The 15,688-nt window shown below is 74.0% G+C and carries 12 protein-coding genes; 4 read left to right on the top strand and 8 right to left on the bottom strand.

What is annotated here, in order from left to right; translation table 11 throughout:
• Positions 1–37: 37 nt before the first annotated feature.
• Positions 38–481: an MGMT family protein gene (locus ACIRNI_RS00250; protein ID WP_403546937.1), complete on the bottom strand. Its 444-nt coding sequence runs from the start codon at positions 479–481 to the stop codon at positions 38–40.
• A 170-nt stretch (positions 482–651) separates the two neighbouring features.
• Here ACIRNI_RS00250 and ACIRNI_RS00245 point away from each other — a divergent pair, with 170 nt between their 5' ends.
• The 3 genes from ACIRNI_RS00245 (at position 652) to ACIRNI_RS00235 (ending at position 6,624) form a co-directional block, all read left to right on the top strand.
• Positions 652–3,288 carry a lysylphosphatidylglycerol synthase domain-containing protein gene (locus ACIRNI_RS00245; RefSeq protein WP_403547755.1) on the top strand — a complete coding sequence of 879 codons (2,637 nt, stop codon included), beginning with the start codon at positions 652–654 and terminating at the stop codon, positions 3,286–3,288.
• Between the two features lie 81 nt (positions 3,289–3,369).
• Positions 3,370–4,956: an alpha/beta hydrolase gene (locus ACIRNI_RS00240; protein WP_403546935.1), complete on the top strand. Its 1,587-nt coding sequence runs from the start codon at positions 3,370–3,372 to the stop codon at positions 4,954–4,956.
• Positions 4,957–5,058: 102 nt separating this feature from the next.
• Positions 5,059–6,624, top strand: a complete 1,566-nt coding sequence (locus tag ACIRNI_RS00235; RefSeq protein ID WP_403546933.1) for an alpha/beta hydrolase — start codon at positions 5,059–5,061, stop codon at positions 6,622–6,624.
• A gap of 120 nt (positions 6,625–6,744) precedes the next feature.
• Here ACIRNI_RS00235 and moeZ read toward each other — a convergent pair whose 3' ends face one another.
• The 7 genes from moeZ to ACIRNI_RS00200 all read right to left on the bottom strand — a co-directional run bounded on the left by moeZ (position 6,745) and on the right by ACIRNI_RS00200 (position 15,278).
• Positions 6,745–7,923: an adenylyltransferase/sulfurtransferase MoeZ gene (gene moeZ, locus ACIRNI_RS00230; RefSeq protein WP_403546931.1), complete on the bottom strand. Its 1,179-nt coding sequence runs from the start codon at positions 7,921–7,923 to the stop codon at positions 6,745–6,747.
• Positions 7,924–7,985: 62 nt separating this feature from the next.
• Positions 7,986–8,762 (bottom strand): spherulation-specific family 4 protein, encoded by a 777-nt coding sequence (locus ACIRNI_RS00225; protein WP_403547753.1) that lies wholly within the window; start codon positions 8,760–8,762, stop codon positions 7,986–7,988.
• Positions 8,763–8,800: 38 nt separating this feature from the next.
• Positions 8,801–9,793 carry an NAD-dependent epimerase/dehydratase family protein gene (locus tag ACIRNI_RS00220; protein WP_355362660.1) on the bottom strand — a complete coding sequence of 331 codons (993 nt, stop codon included), beginning with the start codon at positions 9,791–9,793 and terminating at the stop codon, positions 8,801–8,803.
• A 154-nt stretch (positions 9,794–9,947) separates the two neighbouring features.
• On the bottom strand, positions 9,948–11,081 hold the full coding sequence (locus ACIRNI_RS00215) for a hypothetical protein (RefSeq protein ID WP_403546929.1): 1,134 nt from the start codon (positions 11,079–11,081) through the stop codon (positions 9,948–9,950).
• Positions 11,074–12,744 (bottom strand): DUF3492 domain-containing protein, encoded by a 1,671-nt coding sequence (locus tag ACIRNI_RS00210; protein ID WP_403547751.1) that lies wholly within the window; start codon positions 12,742–12,744, stop codon positions 11,074–11,076. Before ACIRNI_RS00210 ends, ACIRNI_RS00215 begins: the two co-directional genes overlap by 8 nt.
• 204 nt (positions 12,745–12,948) lie before the next feature.
• The gene (locus tag ACIRNI_RS00205; RefSeq protein ID WP_403546927.1) at positions 12,949–14,280 is read right to left on the bottom strand and encodes a DUF3152 domain-containing protein; all 1,332 of its coding nucleotides are present in this window, start codon (positions 14,278–14,280) and stop codon (positions 12,949–12,951) included.
• Between the two features lie 8 nt (positions 14,281–14,288).
• Positions 14,289–15,278 carry an alpha/beta fold hydrolase gene (locus ACIRNI_RS00200; protein ID WP_403546925.1) on the bottom strand — a complete coding sequence of 330 codons (990 nt, stop codon included), beginning with the start codon at positions 15,276–15,278 and terminating at the stop codon, positions 14,289–14,291.
• A gap of 142 nt (positions 15,279–15,420) precedes the next feature.
• Here ACIRNI_RS00200 and ACIRNI_RS00195 point away from each other — a divergent pair, with 142 nt between their 5' ends.
• Complete coding sequence (locus ACIRNI_RS00195) at positions 15,421–15,660, top strand: hypothetical protein (protein WP_403546923.1); 240 nt, start codon at positions 15,421–15,423, stop codon at positions 15,658–15,660.
• Positions 15,661–15,688 lie beyond the last annotated feature (28 nt).

Below are 15,688 nucleotides of genomic sequence, written 5' to 3'. Positions count from 1 at the left end.
GGTGAAGGGCAACAACGTTACGCGGACGGCGGCACCGTCATGCGCCGCTCGCCGCATCACCTGCGTCACCTGCGTCACCTGTGTCGCCTGCGTCACCGAGAGGCGCCTCGCCGCCGTCCCAGCGCGCCCGTCGCATGTCGAGGCGCGGCAGGTGCCCCTCCTCGGTGCTCGGGGCGGCGCGCAGCGGGGTGCCCTCCTCCCGGTAGTGCGCGAGGGCCCGCAGCTCGTGGCCGGGCAGCAGCCGCCCGTCGGCCCGCACCACGCGCCACCAGGGCGCGGCGCCGCCGTACAGCGCCATGACGCGGCCCACCTGGCGCGGGCCCCCCTCTTCCAGCCACTCGGCGACGTCCCCGTACGTCATCACCCGGCCGGGTGGGATCAGCTCGGCGACTTCCAGGACCCGCTCCGCGTACGCGGGAAGCGCGGCCGGTTCGGAAGGGTCGGAAGGGTCCGGAAGCCCCTCAGGCTTCTGCGTACTCATCCGGACCATCCTGCCCCACGCCACCGACAACACGGTCCGCGCACCCTGATGCCCTCCGCCGGCACCAGGTCATGCCACCATCTTCCGGGCGGTGAGGGCGGTGACCGGTGATACGAGATCAACAAGACAGAGGCACCATGAAGGGGCAGGATGTACGGCCTCTCGGGGAGATGCAGAAGGAGACGGTATGCGTGAACGCGGAGGGGCCCATCGACCGCGTCTCCGGTGACGAGCCGCTTCTCGCCGCCCGCGTACACCGCCCGTCCGATCTGCTGCGGCTGCTCATCGGTCTCTTCGCGATCGCCGTCGTCCTCGCCATCGCCGCGTTCGCCCAGGCCACCACGTCCGGCCTCGAGCAGGACATCAACGAGCGCACGGGCCAGGCGTCCGACCTCTTCGTCAAGCTTGCCGGTCTCGCGTCCAGCATCGCCGTGCTCCTGGTGCCCGTCGCCTTCGCCATCGAGCGGCTGATCAAACGGGACGGCCTGCGCATCGCGGACGGCGTCCTCGCCGCCGTACTGGCGCACGGGGTGACGCTCGCCACCGACCTCTGGGTGGCCCGGGGCGCGCCCGGCACCATTCAGGACGCGCTGACGCAGCCGCAGGCCGGGGGCGGGCTCACCGACCCCGTGCACGGCTATCTGGCACCGGTCATCGCCTACATGTCGGCCGTGGGGATGGCCCGCAGACCGCGCTGGAGGGTGGCGCTGTGGGTGGTGCTGCTGCTCGACGCGTTCACCATGCTGGTGGCGGGGTACACCACTCCCCTCTCGATCATCCTGACCATCCTGATCGGCTGGACCGTCGCCTATGGCACGCTCTACGCCGTCGGCTCCCCCAATGTGCGGCCCACCGGGCAGACGCTTCTCGCCGGTCTGCGCCACGTCGGGTTCCGTCCGGTCAGCGCGATGCGCGCGGAGGACGTCTCCGAGTCGACCGAGCAGGGCGACCGGGGCAGGCGCTATCTGGTCACCCTGGAGGACGGCCCTCCGCTCGACGTCACGGTCGTCGACCGCGAGCAGCAGGCGCAGGGCTTCTTCTACCGCCTGTGGCGCAGGATGACACTGCGCGGCATCACCACCCGCCGTTCCATCCAGTCGCTGCGGCAGGCGCTGGAGCAGGAGGCGCTGCTGGCGTACGCGGCGATCGCCGCCGGGGCCAGCGCGCCGAAGCTGATCGCCACCTCCGAGCTCGGTCCGGACGCCGTGATGCTGGTGTACGAGCACCTGGGCGGGCGTTCCCTGGACGCGCTGGCGGACGAGGAGATCACCGACGAGCTGGTACGCGGCGCCTGGGAGCAGGTCAGGGCGCTGCAGTCGCGGCGCATCGCCCACCGCAGGCTCACGGGCGACGCGATTCTGGTGGATCGTTCCGGCAAGGTGATCCTCACGGATCTGCGGGGCGGGGAGATCGCCGCCGGTGATCTGGTGCTGCGGATGGACATCGCGCAGCTGCTGACCACGCTGGGCCTGCGGGTCGGCGCGGAGCGCGCGGTGGCCGCCGCCGTCGAGGTGCTCGGCCCCGACAAGGTCGCCGACTGCCTGCCGCTGCTCCAGCCGATCGCCCTCAGCCGCTCCACCCGCGCCGCGTTGCGCAAGCTCGCCCGGGAGCGCGCGGAGCGCGAGCGGGAGGCGGTCCTCAAGGCGTCCGACGAGGCCCGGCAGGCGCGGCTGGAGGCCGCGGCGGAGCACGGGCAGCCGGAGGGCGCCGTCAAGGACGAGAAGGCCGAGCGCAAGGCCGTCCGGGCCGAGAAGCAGGCCGAGAAGCGGGCGCTGGACGAGGCGCTGGACGAGGCCCGCGAGGAGGACCTGCTCGCGCAGATCCGGCGGCAGGTGCTGCTGATCAGGCCGCAGGCGCCGGTGGAGCCGGTGCGGCTGGAGCGGATCAGGCCCCGCACCCTGATCAGCCTGATCGCCGGGGCCATCGCGGCGTACTTCCTGCTGTCGCAGATCGCCCGTACGCCGCTGTCGACCATCGCGCACGCGCACTGGGCGTGGGTCGCGATGGCCGTGCTCTTCTCCGCGCTGAGCTATGTGGCGGCGGCGATGAGCCTGCTCGGCTTCGTACCGGAGCGGGTGCCGTTCGTGAGGACGGTGGTGGCGCAGGTCGCGGGCTCGTTCGTGAAGATCGTCGCTCCGGCGGCGGTCGGCGGCGTGGCGCTGAACACCCGCTTCCTCCAGCGGTCCGGCGTACGGCCCGGCCTGGCGGTGGCGAGCGTCGGCGCCTCGCAGCTCTTCGGCCTCGGCGCGCACATCCTGCTGCTGCTGGCCTTCGGCTATCTGACGGGTACGGAGAAGACGCAGGACTTCACGCCGTCCAGGACGGTCATCGCGGGCCTGCTGACGGTCGCCGTGCTGGTGCTGGTGGTCACGGCGATCCCGGCCCTGCGCAAGTTCGTCTCGACACGGCTGCGCTCGCTGTTCGCGGGTGTGGTGCCGCGCATGCTGGACGTGCTCCAGCGGCCGGGCAAGCTGCTCACCGGGATCGGCGGCATGCTGCTGCTGACGGCCATGTTCGTGCTGTGCCTGGACGCCTCGATCCGCGCGTTCGACCAGGGCGACCAGCAGCTGAGCTACGCCAGCCTCGCCGTGGTGTTCCTGGCCGGCAACGCGCTGGGCTCGGCGGCGCCGACACCCGGCGGTGTCGGTGCGGTGGAGGGCGCGCTCACCTTCGGCCTGGTGGCGGTGGGGCTGCCGCTGGAGGTCGCGACGCCGGCGGTGCTGCTGTACCGGCTGCTGACGCTGTGGCTGCCGGTGCTGCCGGGGTGGTTCTCGTTCAACTTCCTGACGCGGAAGGGTTCGCTCTAGGAGAGCCCCGGTGGCGGGCCCGGCCACCCGCATGGACCGCCGTCGCGGGCGGCGGGCGGAGCACCGGCGCAGCATGGGGGCATGCCGACGCCCACCCGCGCCCGCGCCCACCGGCGTACCGCCGTGCTCGCCGTGGCGAGCGCCGCGACCGCCGCCGCCGTCCTGCTCGCCGCCGGGTGCTCCGACGGCGGCAAGGACGGCGGGACCCCGGACCAGCCCACGGACCTGGCGGTCCAGGAACTGGAGTGGTCCGCGTGCCGTGCCCCGTCCGCCGAGGAGGGCAGCGGAACGGCTCCCTCCCCGCTGCCGGGCGGCGGGCGGTGGGAGTGCGCCTTCATGGAGGCGCCGCTCGACTACGGGGACGTGGAGGGCGACACGATCGAGCTCGCCCTGATCCGGGCCAGGGCCACCGATCCGGCCCGGCGGATCGGCTCGCTCATCTTCAACTTCGGTGGCCCCGGTGGCTCCGGCATCACCGCCCTACCCTCCTTCGCGAAGGAGTTCGAAGAGCTGCGCACCCGCTACGACCTGGTCAGCTTCGACCCGCGCGGGGTCGGCCGCAGCGAGGGCGTGGAGTGCCAGGACGACCGGGAGCTCGACGCGTTCCTCTCCCTGGACGCGTCACCGGACGACGCCCGGGAGGAGGAGGCGTACCAGAAGGGCCTGAAGGACTTCGCGGCCGCCTGCGAGGAGAACTCCGGCCATCTGCTGCCCCACGTCGGCACCGTGGACGCCGCCCGGGACCTGGACCTGATCAGGGCGGTCCTCGGCGATGACAAGCTGCACTACTTCGGCATCTCGTACGGAACCGAACTGGGCGGCGTCTACGCCCACCAGTTCCCCGAACGGGTCGGGCGCGCCGTCTTCGACGCCGTCGTCGACCCCACCGGCACCGCCGAACAGGGCGCGCTCGCCCAGACGAGGGGGTTCCAGCTGGCGTTCCGGAACTTCGCGGCCGACTGCGTGAAGCGCGGCGAGGCGTGCAAGCTGCCCGGCGGCAGCGTGGAAGAGATCGAGAAGTTCGTCGGAGACCTGCTCGCCCGGCTCGACAAGAAGCCCGTCGCGGGGATGGGCGACCGCAAGCTCGGCCAGACCCAGGCGATCAACGGCATCGTGCAGGCGCTGTACTCCAAGCAGTACTGGCCGTACCTGGAACAGGGCATCGACGAGGCGGACGGCGGCCAGGGCGCCCTGCTCCTCGCCCTGTCGGACTCCATGACCGGACGCGACCAGAACGGCAACTACAACAACCTCCAGGCGGCGAACACGGCGATCGGCTGCGTCGACGACAAGGCGCGGTTCTCGCTGGAGGACGCCAAGGCGAAGCTGCCCGAGTTCCGGGAGGCGTCCCCGCTCTTCGGCCCCTTCCTCGGCTGGGGCCTGAGCGGCTGCTCCCACTGGCCCGTGCCCGGTACCCGGGACCACCCCGACGTCAGCGCCAAGGGCGCGGCGCCCATCCTCGTCATCGGCAACACCGGCGACCCGGCGACCCCGTACGGGGGTGCCAAGAGGATGGCGGAGGCCCTGGGCAAGGGCGTCGGGATCGAGGTGACGTACCGGGGCGAGGGGCACGGCGCCTATACCGGCGGTGACGCCTGCGTACGCAGGACGGTGAACGGCTACCTGCTGGACGGCAAGGTCCCGCGCTCGGGGACGGTCTGCCCGTAGGACGCCTCCGGGCGGCCGTACGCCGGCCGGTGCGGATCGGCGTCGTCACTGTCAGTGGCCGGGCCTACGATGGGCGGTCCAGTGCAGATGTTGGGGGGACACATGTCCGAGCGGGTACGAGCAGGGGCCCTGGCCGCGGCCGCGGTGCTGCTCGCCGGGGTGATGGCCGGTTGCACCACCGGGGCGGGCCCCGGCTCCTCCGGGGGCGGCGCCGAGCGGGGCGCGCCGCAGCAGCAGGCTCCGACCGGCCAGGCGGCCGCGCTGCCCGCCGCGCTCACCGGGCAGCGGCCGGAGTGGCGCGCGTGCCCGAAGCCCGAGGGCGGCGAGCGGCCCGGCGGGGAGTGGACGTGTGCGAGCGTCAAGGTGCCGCTGGACTACAAGGATCCGGGCGGCGAGACGATCGGCGTGGCGCTGATCCGCCAGGAGGCGAAGGACAAGGACCGGCGCATCGGCTCGCTGCTGTTCAACTTCGGCGGGCCGGGCGCCTCCGGCGTGGAGCTGCTGCCCCAGTTCGCCGATGCGTACGGGAAGCTCGGCACGCGGTACGACCTGGTCGGTTTCGACCCGCGCGGGGTCGCGGGCAGCTCGGGCGTGCGGTGCCGGGACGACGAGGAGCTGGCCGCCGCCGAGGCGAGCGTCGACCTCACACCGGACACGGAGGCGGAGACGGCCGCGTTCCTCCGGGACGGCGCGGACTTCGGCAAGGACTGCGCCGCCCGCAACGGCACGCTGATCCCCCATCTGACCACCTCCAACACCGCCCGGGACCTGGACCTCATCCGGCACGTGCTGGGCGACCGGAAGCTGAACTACTTCGGCATCTCGTACGGCACGCAGCTCGGCGGCACCTACGCGCACCTGTTCCCGAAGAACGTCGGCAGGACCGTCCTGGACGCCGTCGTCGACCCGACGGCCGACTCCGTGGCGCACGCCCGCCACCAGACCACCGGGTTCCAGCGCGCGCTGGACAACTACCTCGCCTCCACCGGCGAGGACGCGAAGGCGGGCACCGCGCGGGTGGCCGGGCTGCTGAAGCGGATCGACCGGAAGCCGCTGCCGACGAGCAGCGGCCGGGACGTCACCGACAGCCTGGCGCTGACCGGCATCGCGCAGGCGCTGTACGCGGAGAGCCTGTGGCCGAAGCTGACGGGCGCGCTGGAGGAGGCCGAACGGGACGGCACCGGTGACAAGTTGCTGGAGCTCGCCGACTGGTACAACAACCGCGACGGCAGCGGGCGCTACAGCACCCAGGCCCACTCCCAGCGGGTGATCTCCTGTGCCGACAGCAGCCGGCGGCCGACGACCGGTGAAGTGAAGGCGCTGCTGCCGGAGTTCCGGAGGATATCCCCAGTCTTCGGCGACTTCCTGGCGTGGGACCTGGCCGGCTGGTGTGCGGACTGGCCGGTGAAGGGCGAGGCCGCGCACCCCGCGGCGAGCGCGCCGGGCGCCGCGCCGATCCTCGTGGTGGGCACCACGGGCGACCCGGCCACCCCGTACGAGGGGGCGCAGAAGATGGCGGCCGAGCTCGGCCCGGGCGTCGGCGTCCTCGTCACCAACAAGGGTGAGGGGCACGGGGCGTACGGTTCGTCGTCCTGCGTGACCGGGACGGTGGACGACTACCTGCTGGACGGCAAGGTGCCGGCGAACGGCACGACCTGCTCGGCGTAGCCGCGCCGCAGCGCCCTCGCGCGAAACGCGCGGGGCCGGACCCGTCCTGGGTCCGGCCCCGCGCGCTGACGTGAGGAAGGAGTTCCGCCAGAGGCCCGGTCAGAGGCCTCGTCAGAGGGCCTAGTAGACCGGCTTCTCCGGCTCGATCTGGTTGACCCAGCCGATGACGCCGCCACCGACGTGCACCGCGTCCGCGAAGCCCGCCGACTTCAGCACCGCGAGGACTTCCGCACTGCGGACACCCGTCTTGCAGTGCAAGACGATCTTCTTGTCCTGCGGCAGGTCCTGGAGGGCGCTGCCCATCAGGAACTCGTTCTTCGGGATCAGCCGGGCGCCGGGGATCGAGACGATCTCGTACTCGTTCTGCTCGCGGACGTCGATGATGTCGATGTTCTCGCCCTCGTCGATCCACGCCTTGAGCTGCTTGGGAGTGATCGTCGAGCCGAGCGCCGCCTCCTGGGCCTCCTCGGACACGACGCCGCAGAAGGCCTCGTAGTCGATGAGCTCGGTGACGGTCGGGTTCTCGCCGCAGACCGCGCAGTTCGGGTCCTTGCGGACCTTGACCTGGCGGTACTGCATCTCCAGGGCGTCGTAGATCATCAGGCGGCCGACCAGCGGGTCGCCCACGCCGGCCAGGACCTTGATCGCCTCGGTGACCTGGATGGAACCGATGGACGCGCACAGCACGCCCAGCACGCCACCCTCGGCGCAGGACGGGACCATGCCCGGCGGCGGGGGCTCCGGGTACAGGCAGCGGTAGCAGGGCCCGTACTCGGACCAGAAGACCGACGCCTGGCCGTCGAAGCGGTAGATCGAGCCCCACACGTACGGCTTGTTGAGCAGCACGCAGGCGTCGTTGACCAGGTAGCGCGTGGCGAAGTTGTCCGTGCCGTCGACGATCAGGTCGTACTGGCTGAAGATGTCCATCACGTTGTCGGCCTCGAGCCGCTCCTCGTGAAGGATCACGTTCACGTACGGGTTGATGCCGAGGACGCTGTCCCGCGCGGACGCGGCCTTGGAGCGGCCGATGTCGGACTGGCTGTGGATGATCTGGCGCTGCAGGTTCGACTCGTCGACCTCGTCGAACTCCACGATGCCGAGCGTGCCCACGCCGGCCGCGGCCAGGTACATCAGGGCGGGCGAGCCGAGGCCGCCGGCGCCCACACACAGCACCTTGGCGTTCTTCAGCCGCTTCTGCCCGTCCATCCCGACATCCGGGATGATCAGGTGGCGGGAGTACCTGCGGACCTCGTCTACGGTGAGCTCGGCAGCGGGCTCGACCAGGGGTGGCAGCGACACGGGGACTCCGTTGGTCGGTAGTCAGTACGGTTGTTCTCCCCGTAACACTGCCACGGCCCTCCTCATTCCGAGACACCCGGTCCGATACGCGAGACGATTTCGTCCCAGTAGCCGGGCAGCGCCGCGAATGGACTGGTTTGTCCCGCACGGCCCGCGGACCGGTCTTCGGCCTGGTCGGTGAAGAAGATCGTCCCGGCGCCCTGCCAGCGGGCGATGCGCAGCGCCTCGTCGAGATGCGTGCGCGGCACGCCGTGGACGAGGTGCACGAACCGCTCGGGCGGATGGTCCGCCGTCCACTGCGCCGCCTGCGACCAGCGGTAATCGGCCCAGGACCCGGAGAAGGTCACCATCTGACCGGCGATCCGGGTGTACCCGGGGTGTGGGTGGCAGCCGTGGCCCAGCACCAGGTGGCCGCCGTCGGCGTGGTCCAGGAGCACCTCCAGCGTGGCCGCCGTACGCCGTACGTCGGCGAGGTGCGCCCGGTCCGCGGGGCAGCGGTCCAGCAGGAAGCCGTCCACGCGGTACCAGTCGACGTACCGCTGGGCGTCGGAGACGAGCTCCTCGAAGGGCCGGGCTCCGTGGCCCAGGTCCAGGTGTCCGAGGACCTTCACGCCCGCGTTGCGCAGTCGGCCCGCCGCCTCCAGGCAGTGCGGGTCGGGGCGCGTCCCGGGGCCGCCCGCGACGTTGAGGACGGCCCAGTGCAACGGCGCGCCCGGGCGGGTCAGCGCGGCCCATTCGGCGGGGGCGAGCAGCGGATGGGCGTAGCCGGGCACACCGAGGCCGAGCCGGTCCGGCCCGGTCGCGGAGAGGGCCGCGCCGTACGCCATGCCGTACGCCATGCCTCGCGCGAGGTCCGCCTGTCGGGCTCCCGCCCTGGTCAGATGCGGCATGCCGCCTCCATCCAGATGTCGGCGAGGGACTCCTCCAGGTTGATGCGGGGCCGCCAGCCGAGCCGGTCCCGCGCGGTGCGGACGTCCGCCTGCTGCCAGCTGCCGCAGCCGTCGGGGTACGGGTACGGCGGGGCGGCCGCCAGGTGGTCCGGCAGGCTTTCGCCGCGCTGGGCGCCGATGACGGAGCTCCCGAGGCCCGGGGCGCCCATGACGGGCCGGGAGGGCGGAGCGTCGAGCTCGTGCAGGGAGCCGGCGTAACCGGCGACGCGCGCGAGGACGGCGGCCGCGTCCCGGAGCCGTACGGCGCGGCCCGTGCCGATGTTGACGATGCCCTGCGCGGCGGAGAGGGACGCCGCGTGCACGGCCCGCGCGACGTCGCGGACGTCGACGAAGTCGCGCTGCGCGCCGAGTCCGCCCAGCTTCAGCTCGCCGTCACCGGCCTGCATGGCGCGGCGCATCGCCTCCGCGAGCCGCCCGAGCGGCGACGCGGCCGGGGTGCCGGGCCCGACGGGCGAGAAGACCCGCAGGACGACGGCGTCGAGCCCGGAGCCGAGGACCAGCTCGGTGGCGGCCAGCTTGGACACGCCGTACGGTCCGCCGGGGCGCGGCACCGCGTCCTCCGCGGTGGAGGAGCCGGGCTGCGAGGGCCCGTACTCGGACGCGCAGCCGACCTGCACCAGGCGGGCCCCGCAGCCGCTGCGGCGCAGCGCCTCGCAGACGGTGGCGACCGCGACGGTGTTGTGCCGGATCAGGTCGCGCGCCCCGCCCCGGGTGGTGCCGGCGCAGTTGATGACCACCCCGGGGTGGACGGCGTCCAGGAACCGGGTGAGCGCGCCGGGGCTGCCGCCGGCGAGGTCGAAGCGTACGTCGGCGTCGTCGCCGCGCCCGAGGGCGGTGAGATGCACGGCGGGGTCGGCGAGCAGCCGGTCGGCGACGAAGCGCCCGATGAAGCCGTTGGCACCGAGCAGGAGCACCCTCATCGCGCGGCCCCTTCGTGCCGACCGGCCGTTGCTGGGGTTCGGGGTGTCATGTCTGTTCTCTCCTTGGGGTGGTGTTACCGGGTGAGGGCTGTACGCCGCGCCCGTACGGTGTCGGCTCCGCGAGCGGGCACGGCGACGGCGGGCGCCGTGGGGATCAGGGCGCCGCGTGGGCGGAGGCCCGGGCGAGGACGGCCGCGGCGCGCGCCAGCAGGGCCAGCGCCGCCACGCCGCAGACGAGGGCCGGTACGGCTCCGGGCCCCCAGGCCACGACCGCGGCCTCGACGGGCCGGGCGAGGACCTCGCAGCCGGGCAGGCGCCCGGCGAGCAGGGAGGCCGGTGCGAGCGCCTCGGCGGCGCAGGCGCCGAGCAGCCCGGCGGCGGCCGGCTCGGGGAAGCCGTGGACGGTGAGCAGCCGGGCGGCGAAGAGCAGCACCCCGAGTGCGACGGCGGCCAGGAACCCGCTCACGTCCCCGAAGGCGGCGAAAGCGCCCGAGCCACCGCCGTAGGCGTCGGAACCCGCCGGCCGCACCGCCGCCACGGCCGCGCCCGCGGCCGCCAGCAGTGCCGTCAGCGCCACGGCGTACGACACGACGGCGAGGGCGAGGAGCGGGCGCACGGCGGCGGCGACGTCGCGCAGGCTCCGCGCGGCCGCGAGCCGGCGGCGCGCCCGTACGGCGAAGAGCCGCGCGCACCAGGCGGCGGGCGCCACCGCGAGCGCCAGCCCGAGGAGCGGCGCCGGAGCGAGGGGCCACGGCTCGTCCGGCCCGCCCCGCAGGATCGCGGCGAGCAGGCCGTCGCCGTACGCGGCGTACGCGAGCAGCAGCAGGACGGGCCAGGCGCGCACGGCGGGGGCCGTGCGCCGGGCGCGGGCCCGCAGTGGCCCTCGCCGCAGGCACCCGGCGAGCGCGGCGGCGGCCCCGGCCGCCCCGGCCACGCCGACGGCGGTGCGCAGCGCTCCGTCCGTCACGGCGGCGCCCGCCAGAGCGGCCGCGACGACGGCGCCGGGAAGCAGCGTGAGCGGCACCCACACGCGCCACCCCGCCCCGGACGGCGAGGTCTGCGGCGGGGTCGGCAGCGGGGTCGGCGGCCTCGTCTCGCCTTCGGCGGCGCGCGGCACGCGGGCGTACAGCTCCTCGGCCAGGGAGAAGACGTCACGGTGCCGGAAGCGGGCGGCGGTGCGGTCGGTGACGCCGTACGCCTCCAGGCCCGCGGCGATGTCCAGCGGGTCGACGGCGCGCTCGCACAGCTCCCGGTGGCGGAGCAGCAGCGCCCTGACGGGGTCAGCCACGGCCGCCTCCCACGGGCGCGCCGACGGGGCGCTCGGCCCACGCCGGGGTGCCGGGGCGCCCGGTCCAGGCGCCCTGGAGGAAGTCCTCGGCCGGGTGGGCGAAGGGCACGGGGTCTCCGGCGGCGTTCACCGCCTCGGCGGTGCGGCGCGCCGGGGTGTGCGACAGCAGCTCCAGGTAGATGCCGCGAAATGCCGCCACGTTCTGCTCGGCGGTGAACAGTTCCAGTGCGCGGGCGCGTGCGGCGGCGCCGAGGCGCGCACGGCGCTCGGGGTCGCGCAGCAGCGCAAGGCAGGCATCGGCGAGCGCCGGCGCGTTGCGCGGGGGGACGACCAGTCCCGTACCGCCGATGACCTCGACGACCGCGCCCACGTCGGTGGAGACGGTCGCCCGGCCACAGAGCATGGCCTCGACCAGCCCGGCCGGGAAGCCCTCGACCGCGCTCGACAGGACGCTCACACCGCCCGCCGCGTACGCCTCCGCCGGGCCGCCGGACCGCGGCGCGAACACCACCGGAGCGTCGTCGGAGGAACCGGCGGCACCAGCGGCACCAGCGGCACCGGCGGGTACGAGCCGCGCCGCCAAGGCCTTGCAGTGGGCGAGGTATGCCGCGGAGTTCCGCCCGCGCCCGGGTTCGGTGATGATGCGGAGCCGTACGTCGGGCTCCCGCTCACGCACCCGGGCGAAGGCGTGCAGCAGCGTGATCAGGTCCTTGGCGGGTTCGACGCGCCCCACCCACACCAGGGTGCGCGCGACACCCGGGTCGACCGTGTCCCCGGCCTCGCCCACCGCCGCGAACGGCTCGGCGTCGATACCGGGGTACACCGTGCGCAGCTTGGCGCGGTCGGCGCCGCACCGCTCCTGCCAGCGGCGGGCGTGCGTGTTGCCGGGGGTGATGACGGCGGCCTGCCGGTACACCTCGGCGGCGAGGAGGCGGTGGAAGGAGGCGAGGAGCGTGCGGACGGGAGCGCTCAGGCCCGCCTCGGCGCCGGCGAGGTAGTGCGCGCGCAGCCGTACGCCGTACTCCGTGACCAGCAGCGGAACACCGAAGAAGCGTTTGGCCACCAGCCCGGCGAGCGCGGCCCGCCCCGCCGACGTGGCGTGGCACAGGTCGACCGCGCCGAGGCCGTCCTCCTCGCCGTACCAGTCGAGGGAGAGGGGGCGCAGGGCGCGCTCCAGCCGGTCGGCGAGGGCGAGGAGCTCGGTCACGGTGACGCCGTGCAGGCCCCGGCGTGCGCCGGGCGCGCGGCACGCCGACTCCAGGGCGCGGAGGGCGGCCTCGGAGCGCAGCGCCGGGGCGAGGCCGCCGCTCTCGCGCGCCAGCTCCGCGAGCCCGTACACCCCCTCGGCGAAGGAGCCGTCCGCGTCCTCCCGGGTGCCGCACACGGCCTGCGCCAGCTGCCCGACGTGCGTGGCGAACCGGCGGCGCGCGTGCCGTCCGTGGCGGCGGGCGTCCCGCGGGGGCTCCCAGAGGGCCGCCGTCCGCACCCGTGCCACCTGGGGCGGGAGGGAGACCCAGCCGCCGTCCTCCTGACGGGCGCTGCGGCTGAGCGCGTAGACGTCGACGACGTGCTGCGCGAGCCCGCGCACGAGCCGGTCGCACCAGAACCCGGCCTCGCCCGACGCATACGGGTACCCGCCCTCGGCCAGCAGTCCGATCCGCACGAGCACACCCCCGATCTCCCTTGAGTACGGCCGCCGTTCGTTCCGGCGGCGCGCGGCTCGGACGAACGTAAGCGGACATGCCGGTGGCGCGATGGACGGTTGTCCATCGCGCCACCAGAAGGGGTGAATGCACGTAACTTTCCCGTACGCGACGCGTTTGGTCGCGCTACGGGTCAGCTCCCTCACACACGGTGAGGGAGCTCGTCAGGAGTCGCCGGGGTACACCCAGGGGTTGGGCCGACACGCGATGCCGTCGACCTTCAGCGACTTCGTCTGCTGCTGCATGACCGGCGCGAGCGCGCCCGGCGTGCGGCACGTGACGTGGTTGTGCCCGAGGCGGTGTCCGACCTCGTGGTTGATCAGCATCTGCCGGTACGCGTACATGGCGTCGGCGCCGTACGTCTCCGAGCCCTGCGCCCAGCGGTAGGCGTTGATCATCACGCGCTCGGTGGCGGCGGAGTCGCACGAGACGTTGTCGATCGTCGTGTCCAGGCCGGACTTGGCGCACCAGTCGCCGGTCGTGCCGGGGCTGGCGAGGGTGATGACGAACCGCGCCTCGCCGCTCGACACGCGCTCGAACGTCATGGCGCCGCCGTGCGCCCAGCTGCGGTCGTCATTCAGGGTCTTGTGGACCGCCTCGGCGAACAGCCGCGCGTCGAGCCCCAGCCCCTTCTCCACGTCGACGCGGTAGCGCACCTTCTCACCCTTCCCCGGCGCCTTGTCGAACCCGGGGACGACCTCGAACGCGCCGGACCCCGTCAGCTTGGGGTCCATCGGGAACTGCCGCGTCATGAGCTGCTCGTACGTCGCGGGCGGGGCCGGCCGGTCCACCTGGCCGGCGGCCTCGGGCGGCACGGCCCGCCCGTCGGAGCGGTCGGAGCGGTCGGAGCGGGAGCCGGAGCCGCCGTCGTCGCCGCGCTGGGCGGACTCGCCCGCCGACCGGTTGGCGGAGAGGTCCGGGCCCGTGCCGGTGACCTGGCCGGCCACGACGACCGCGAGGACCGTGGTGACGGCGGCGGCGGCGATGCCGGTGACGGTGCGGCCCTTGCCGGACCTGCTCTCCTTCTCCTTGAGGACGGTGACCGAGGCCCCCTCGGACCCCTCCTCCCCCTGATCCGTCGGCTGATCCGTCCGCCGCGGGTCCCCCTCGAACGCCTCCAGGAACTCGCGCCGCGGTCCCGGTATCCGCGCCCCGGCACCCACGCCGCTCCTCGGCCCCGGCGACGTACGGGGTACGCCCTGCCGGTCGCCGTACCGGGCGGGCTGCTCCTGGGGCGGGTGCTCGGGGTGGCCGCCGCGCACGTGCGGATCCTGTCGCCACTCGTCGGCGTACGCCCTCGGCGTCTCCTGCGGCCGGGCCGGAGGCGGGGAAGCGGACGCGGCTCCCTTGCGGCGCCGTCCGGTGCCGGGCCCGGGACCCGGACCGTGACCGGGGACCGGACCGTGACCGGGTACGGGCCTTTCCGCCGGGGCGGGTGCGCGCTCGCTCGCCGCCGGCGCGGCGGCGGAGGAGCCCTTGCGACTATGTCGTCCCACGCCCTGGATCAGCTCCCGCCGTCGTCGGCGCCGCCGGCGCCGACGTCGCTCTCGTCGATCAGTTCCCGTACGGCCTTCGCGACCGTCTCCGGATACTCCATCATCGCGACGTGCCCGGCGTCCGGAAGCGTCAGCAGCCGCGCGTCGCGGAAGGCCGCCGCGGCCCTGCGGGCCATGCGGAACGACACGAGCTGGTCGCGCCCGCCGTACACCAGCAGCGTCGGCGCGAGCACCCGCTCCGCCTGCCGCCACAGGTTGTGCTGGCCGCCCACGGTGTACGCGTCGACGATGCCGCGCGCCGAGCGTGCCATGGCGTCCCAGAAGTAGGGGAGGGCCAGGCGCCGCTCCATCTCCTCCACGGCGTTGCGGAAGCCCTCGTCGGTGACGCGGCCGGGGTCCCCGTAACAGAGGGACATCACCCCCCGGACCCGCTGCTCGGCCGTCCAGTCCCTGGTCAGCCGGGAGAACAGCGTGGAGACGCCCGGCAGCGCGAGCAGCGCCGTCGGCCAGGCGCCGCGCTGCGGGCGGAGCTCCGGCAGCGCGGGCGAGACGAGCGTCAGGGTGCGGACGAGGTCGGGGCGGACGGCCGCGACACGGGTGGTGACGGCGCCGCCGAGGGAGTTGGCGATGAGGTGCACCGGTCCGCGGCCGGCGGCGTCGAGCAGCCGGATGACGGCGCGGGCGTGGGCGGTCACCGAGTAGTTGCCGTCGTCGGGCGGCGGCGAGTCGCCGAAGCCGGGCAGGTCGACCGCCTCGCCGTCCACGCGGTCGGCGAGGCGCGCCATCAGCGCGGACCAGTTCTGCGAGGAGCCGCCGAGCCCGTGCACGTACAGCGCGGGCGGCAGTCCGGCGCGGGCCGCGGGCCGCGCGCGTACGGTCAGGGTCAGCCCCGGCAGCGCCACCGTGCGCAGCCGCTCGCCCTCCGCGACCCGCACGGTGCTCACCCGCGGGGCCGCCGCCGCGGCGGCACGGGACTCCGGCAGCTCGGTCGAAGACATGCGGCAATGTTACGAGACGATCACGCGGCGATTGATGTGTCGGCCATCACAGATCGTATAGCGCTGTCCACGGGTACCTCCTAGGCTCGTAGAGACGGGGCATTTCGCCCAGGCCCCTGCCCGTCCATGTGAAAGGGAGCCCATGACCGTCGACCCGACCGACTTCGAGACCTTCGACGAGACCGCCGGCGAGAGCACGGAGGAGACCGCCGCCGGCGCGTTCACCGAGGAGACCCCGGAGGCGGACGCCGCCGAACAGCACAGGGAGCTGCGGCCGCGCGAGGACGATCCGCTCACCCGCATCGACCCGGCCCTCGTGAACCCGGCCGACGCCGCCGAGCAGACGCGGGTGGTGGACCTCGACGAGGACGACTACCGCTGACAGCCACGGCGCGGCCGACCAGTGGCCG

It is taken from the genome of Streptomyces sp. NPDC093546, assembly GCF_044765045.1.
Classification (GTDB): Bacteria; Actinomycetota; Actinomycetes; order Streptomycetales; family Streptomycetaceae; genus Streptomyces.
The sequence above is the reverse complement of the archived record's forward strand: the minus strand, read 5'-3'. Positions and strand labels throughout refer to the sequence as shown.

Bases quoted from the DNA above. Each gene is read 5' to 3' on its own strand.
- ACIRNI_RS00250 (WP_403546937.1), bottom strand. From the start codon at position 481: ATGAGTACGCAGAAGCCTGAGGGGCTTCCGGACCCTTCCGACCCTTCC.
- ACIRNI_RS00245 (WP_403547755.1), top strand. From the start codon at position 652: ATGCAGAAGGAGACGGTATGCGTGAACGCGGAGGGGCCCATCGACCGC.
- ACIRNI_RS00240 (WP_403546935.1), top strand. From the start codon at position 3,370: ATGCCGACGCCCACCCGCGCCCGCGCCCACCGGCGTACCGCCGTGCTC.
- ACIRNI_RS00235 (WP_403546933.1), top strand. From the start codon at position 5,059: ATGTCCGAGCGGGTACGAGCAGGGGCCCTGGCCGCGGCCGCGGTGCTG.
- ACIRNI_RS00225 (WP_403547753.1), bottom strand. From the start codon at position 8,762: ATGGCGTACGGCATGGCGTACGGCGCGGCCCTCTCCGCGACCGGGCCG.
- ACIRNI_RS00220 (WP_355362660.1), bottom strand. From the start codon at position 9,793: ATGAGGGTGCTCCTGCTCGGTGCCAACGGCTTCATCGGGCGCTTCGTC.
- ACIRNI_RS00200 (WP_403546925.1), bottom strand. From the start codon at position 15,278: ATGTCTTCGACCGAGCTGCCGGAGTCCCGTGCCGCCGCGGCGGCGGCC.
- ACIRNI_RS00195 (WP_403546923.1), top strand. From the start codon at position 15,421: ATGACCGTCGACCCGACCGACTTCGAGACCTTCGACGAGACCGCCGGC.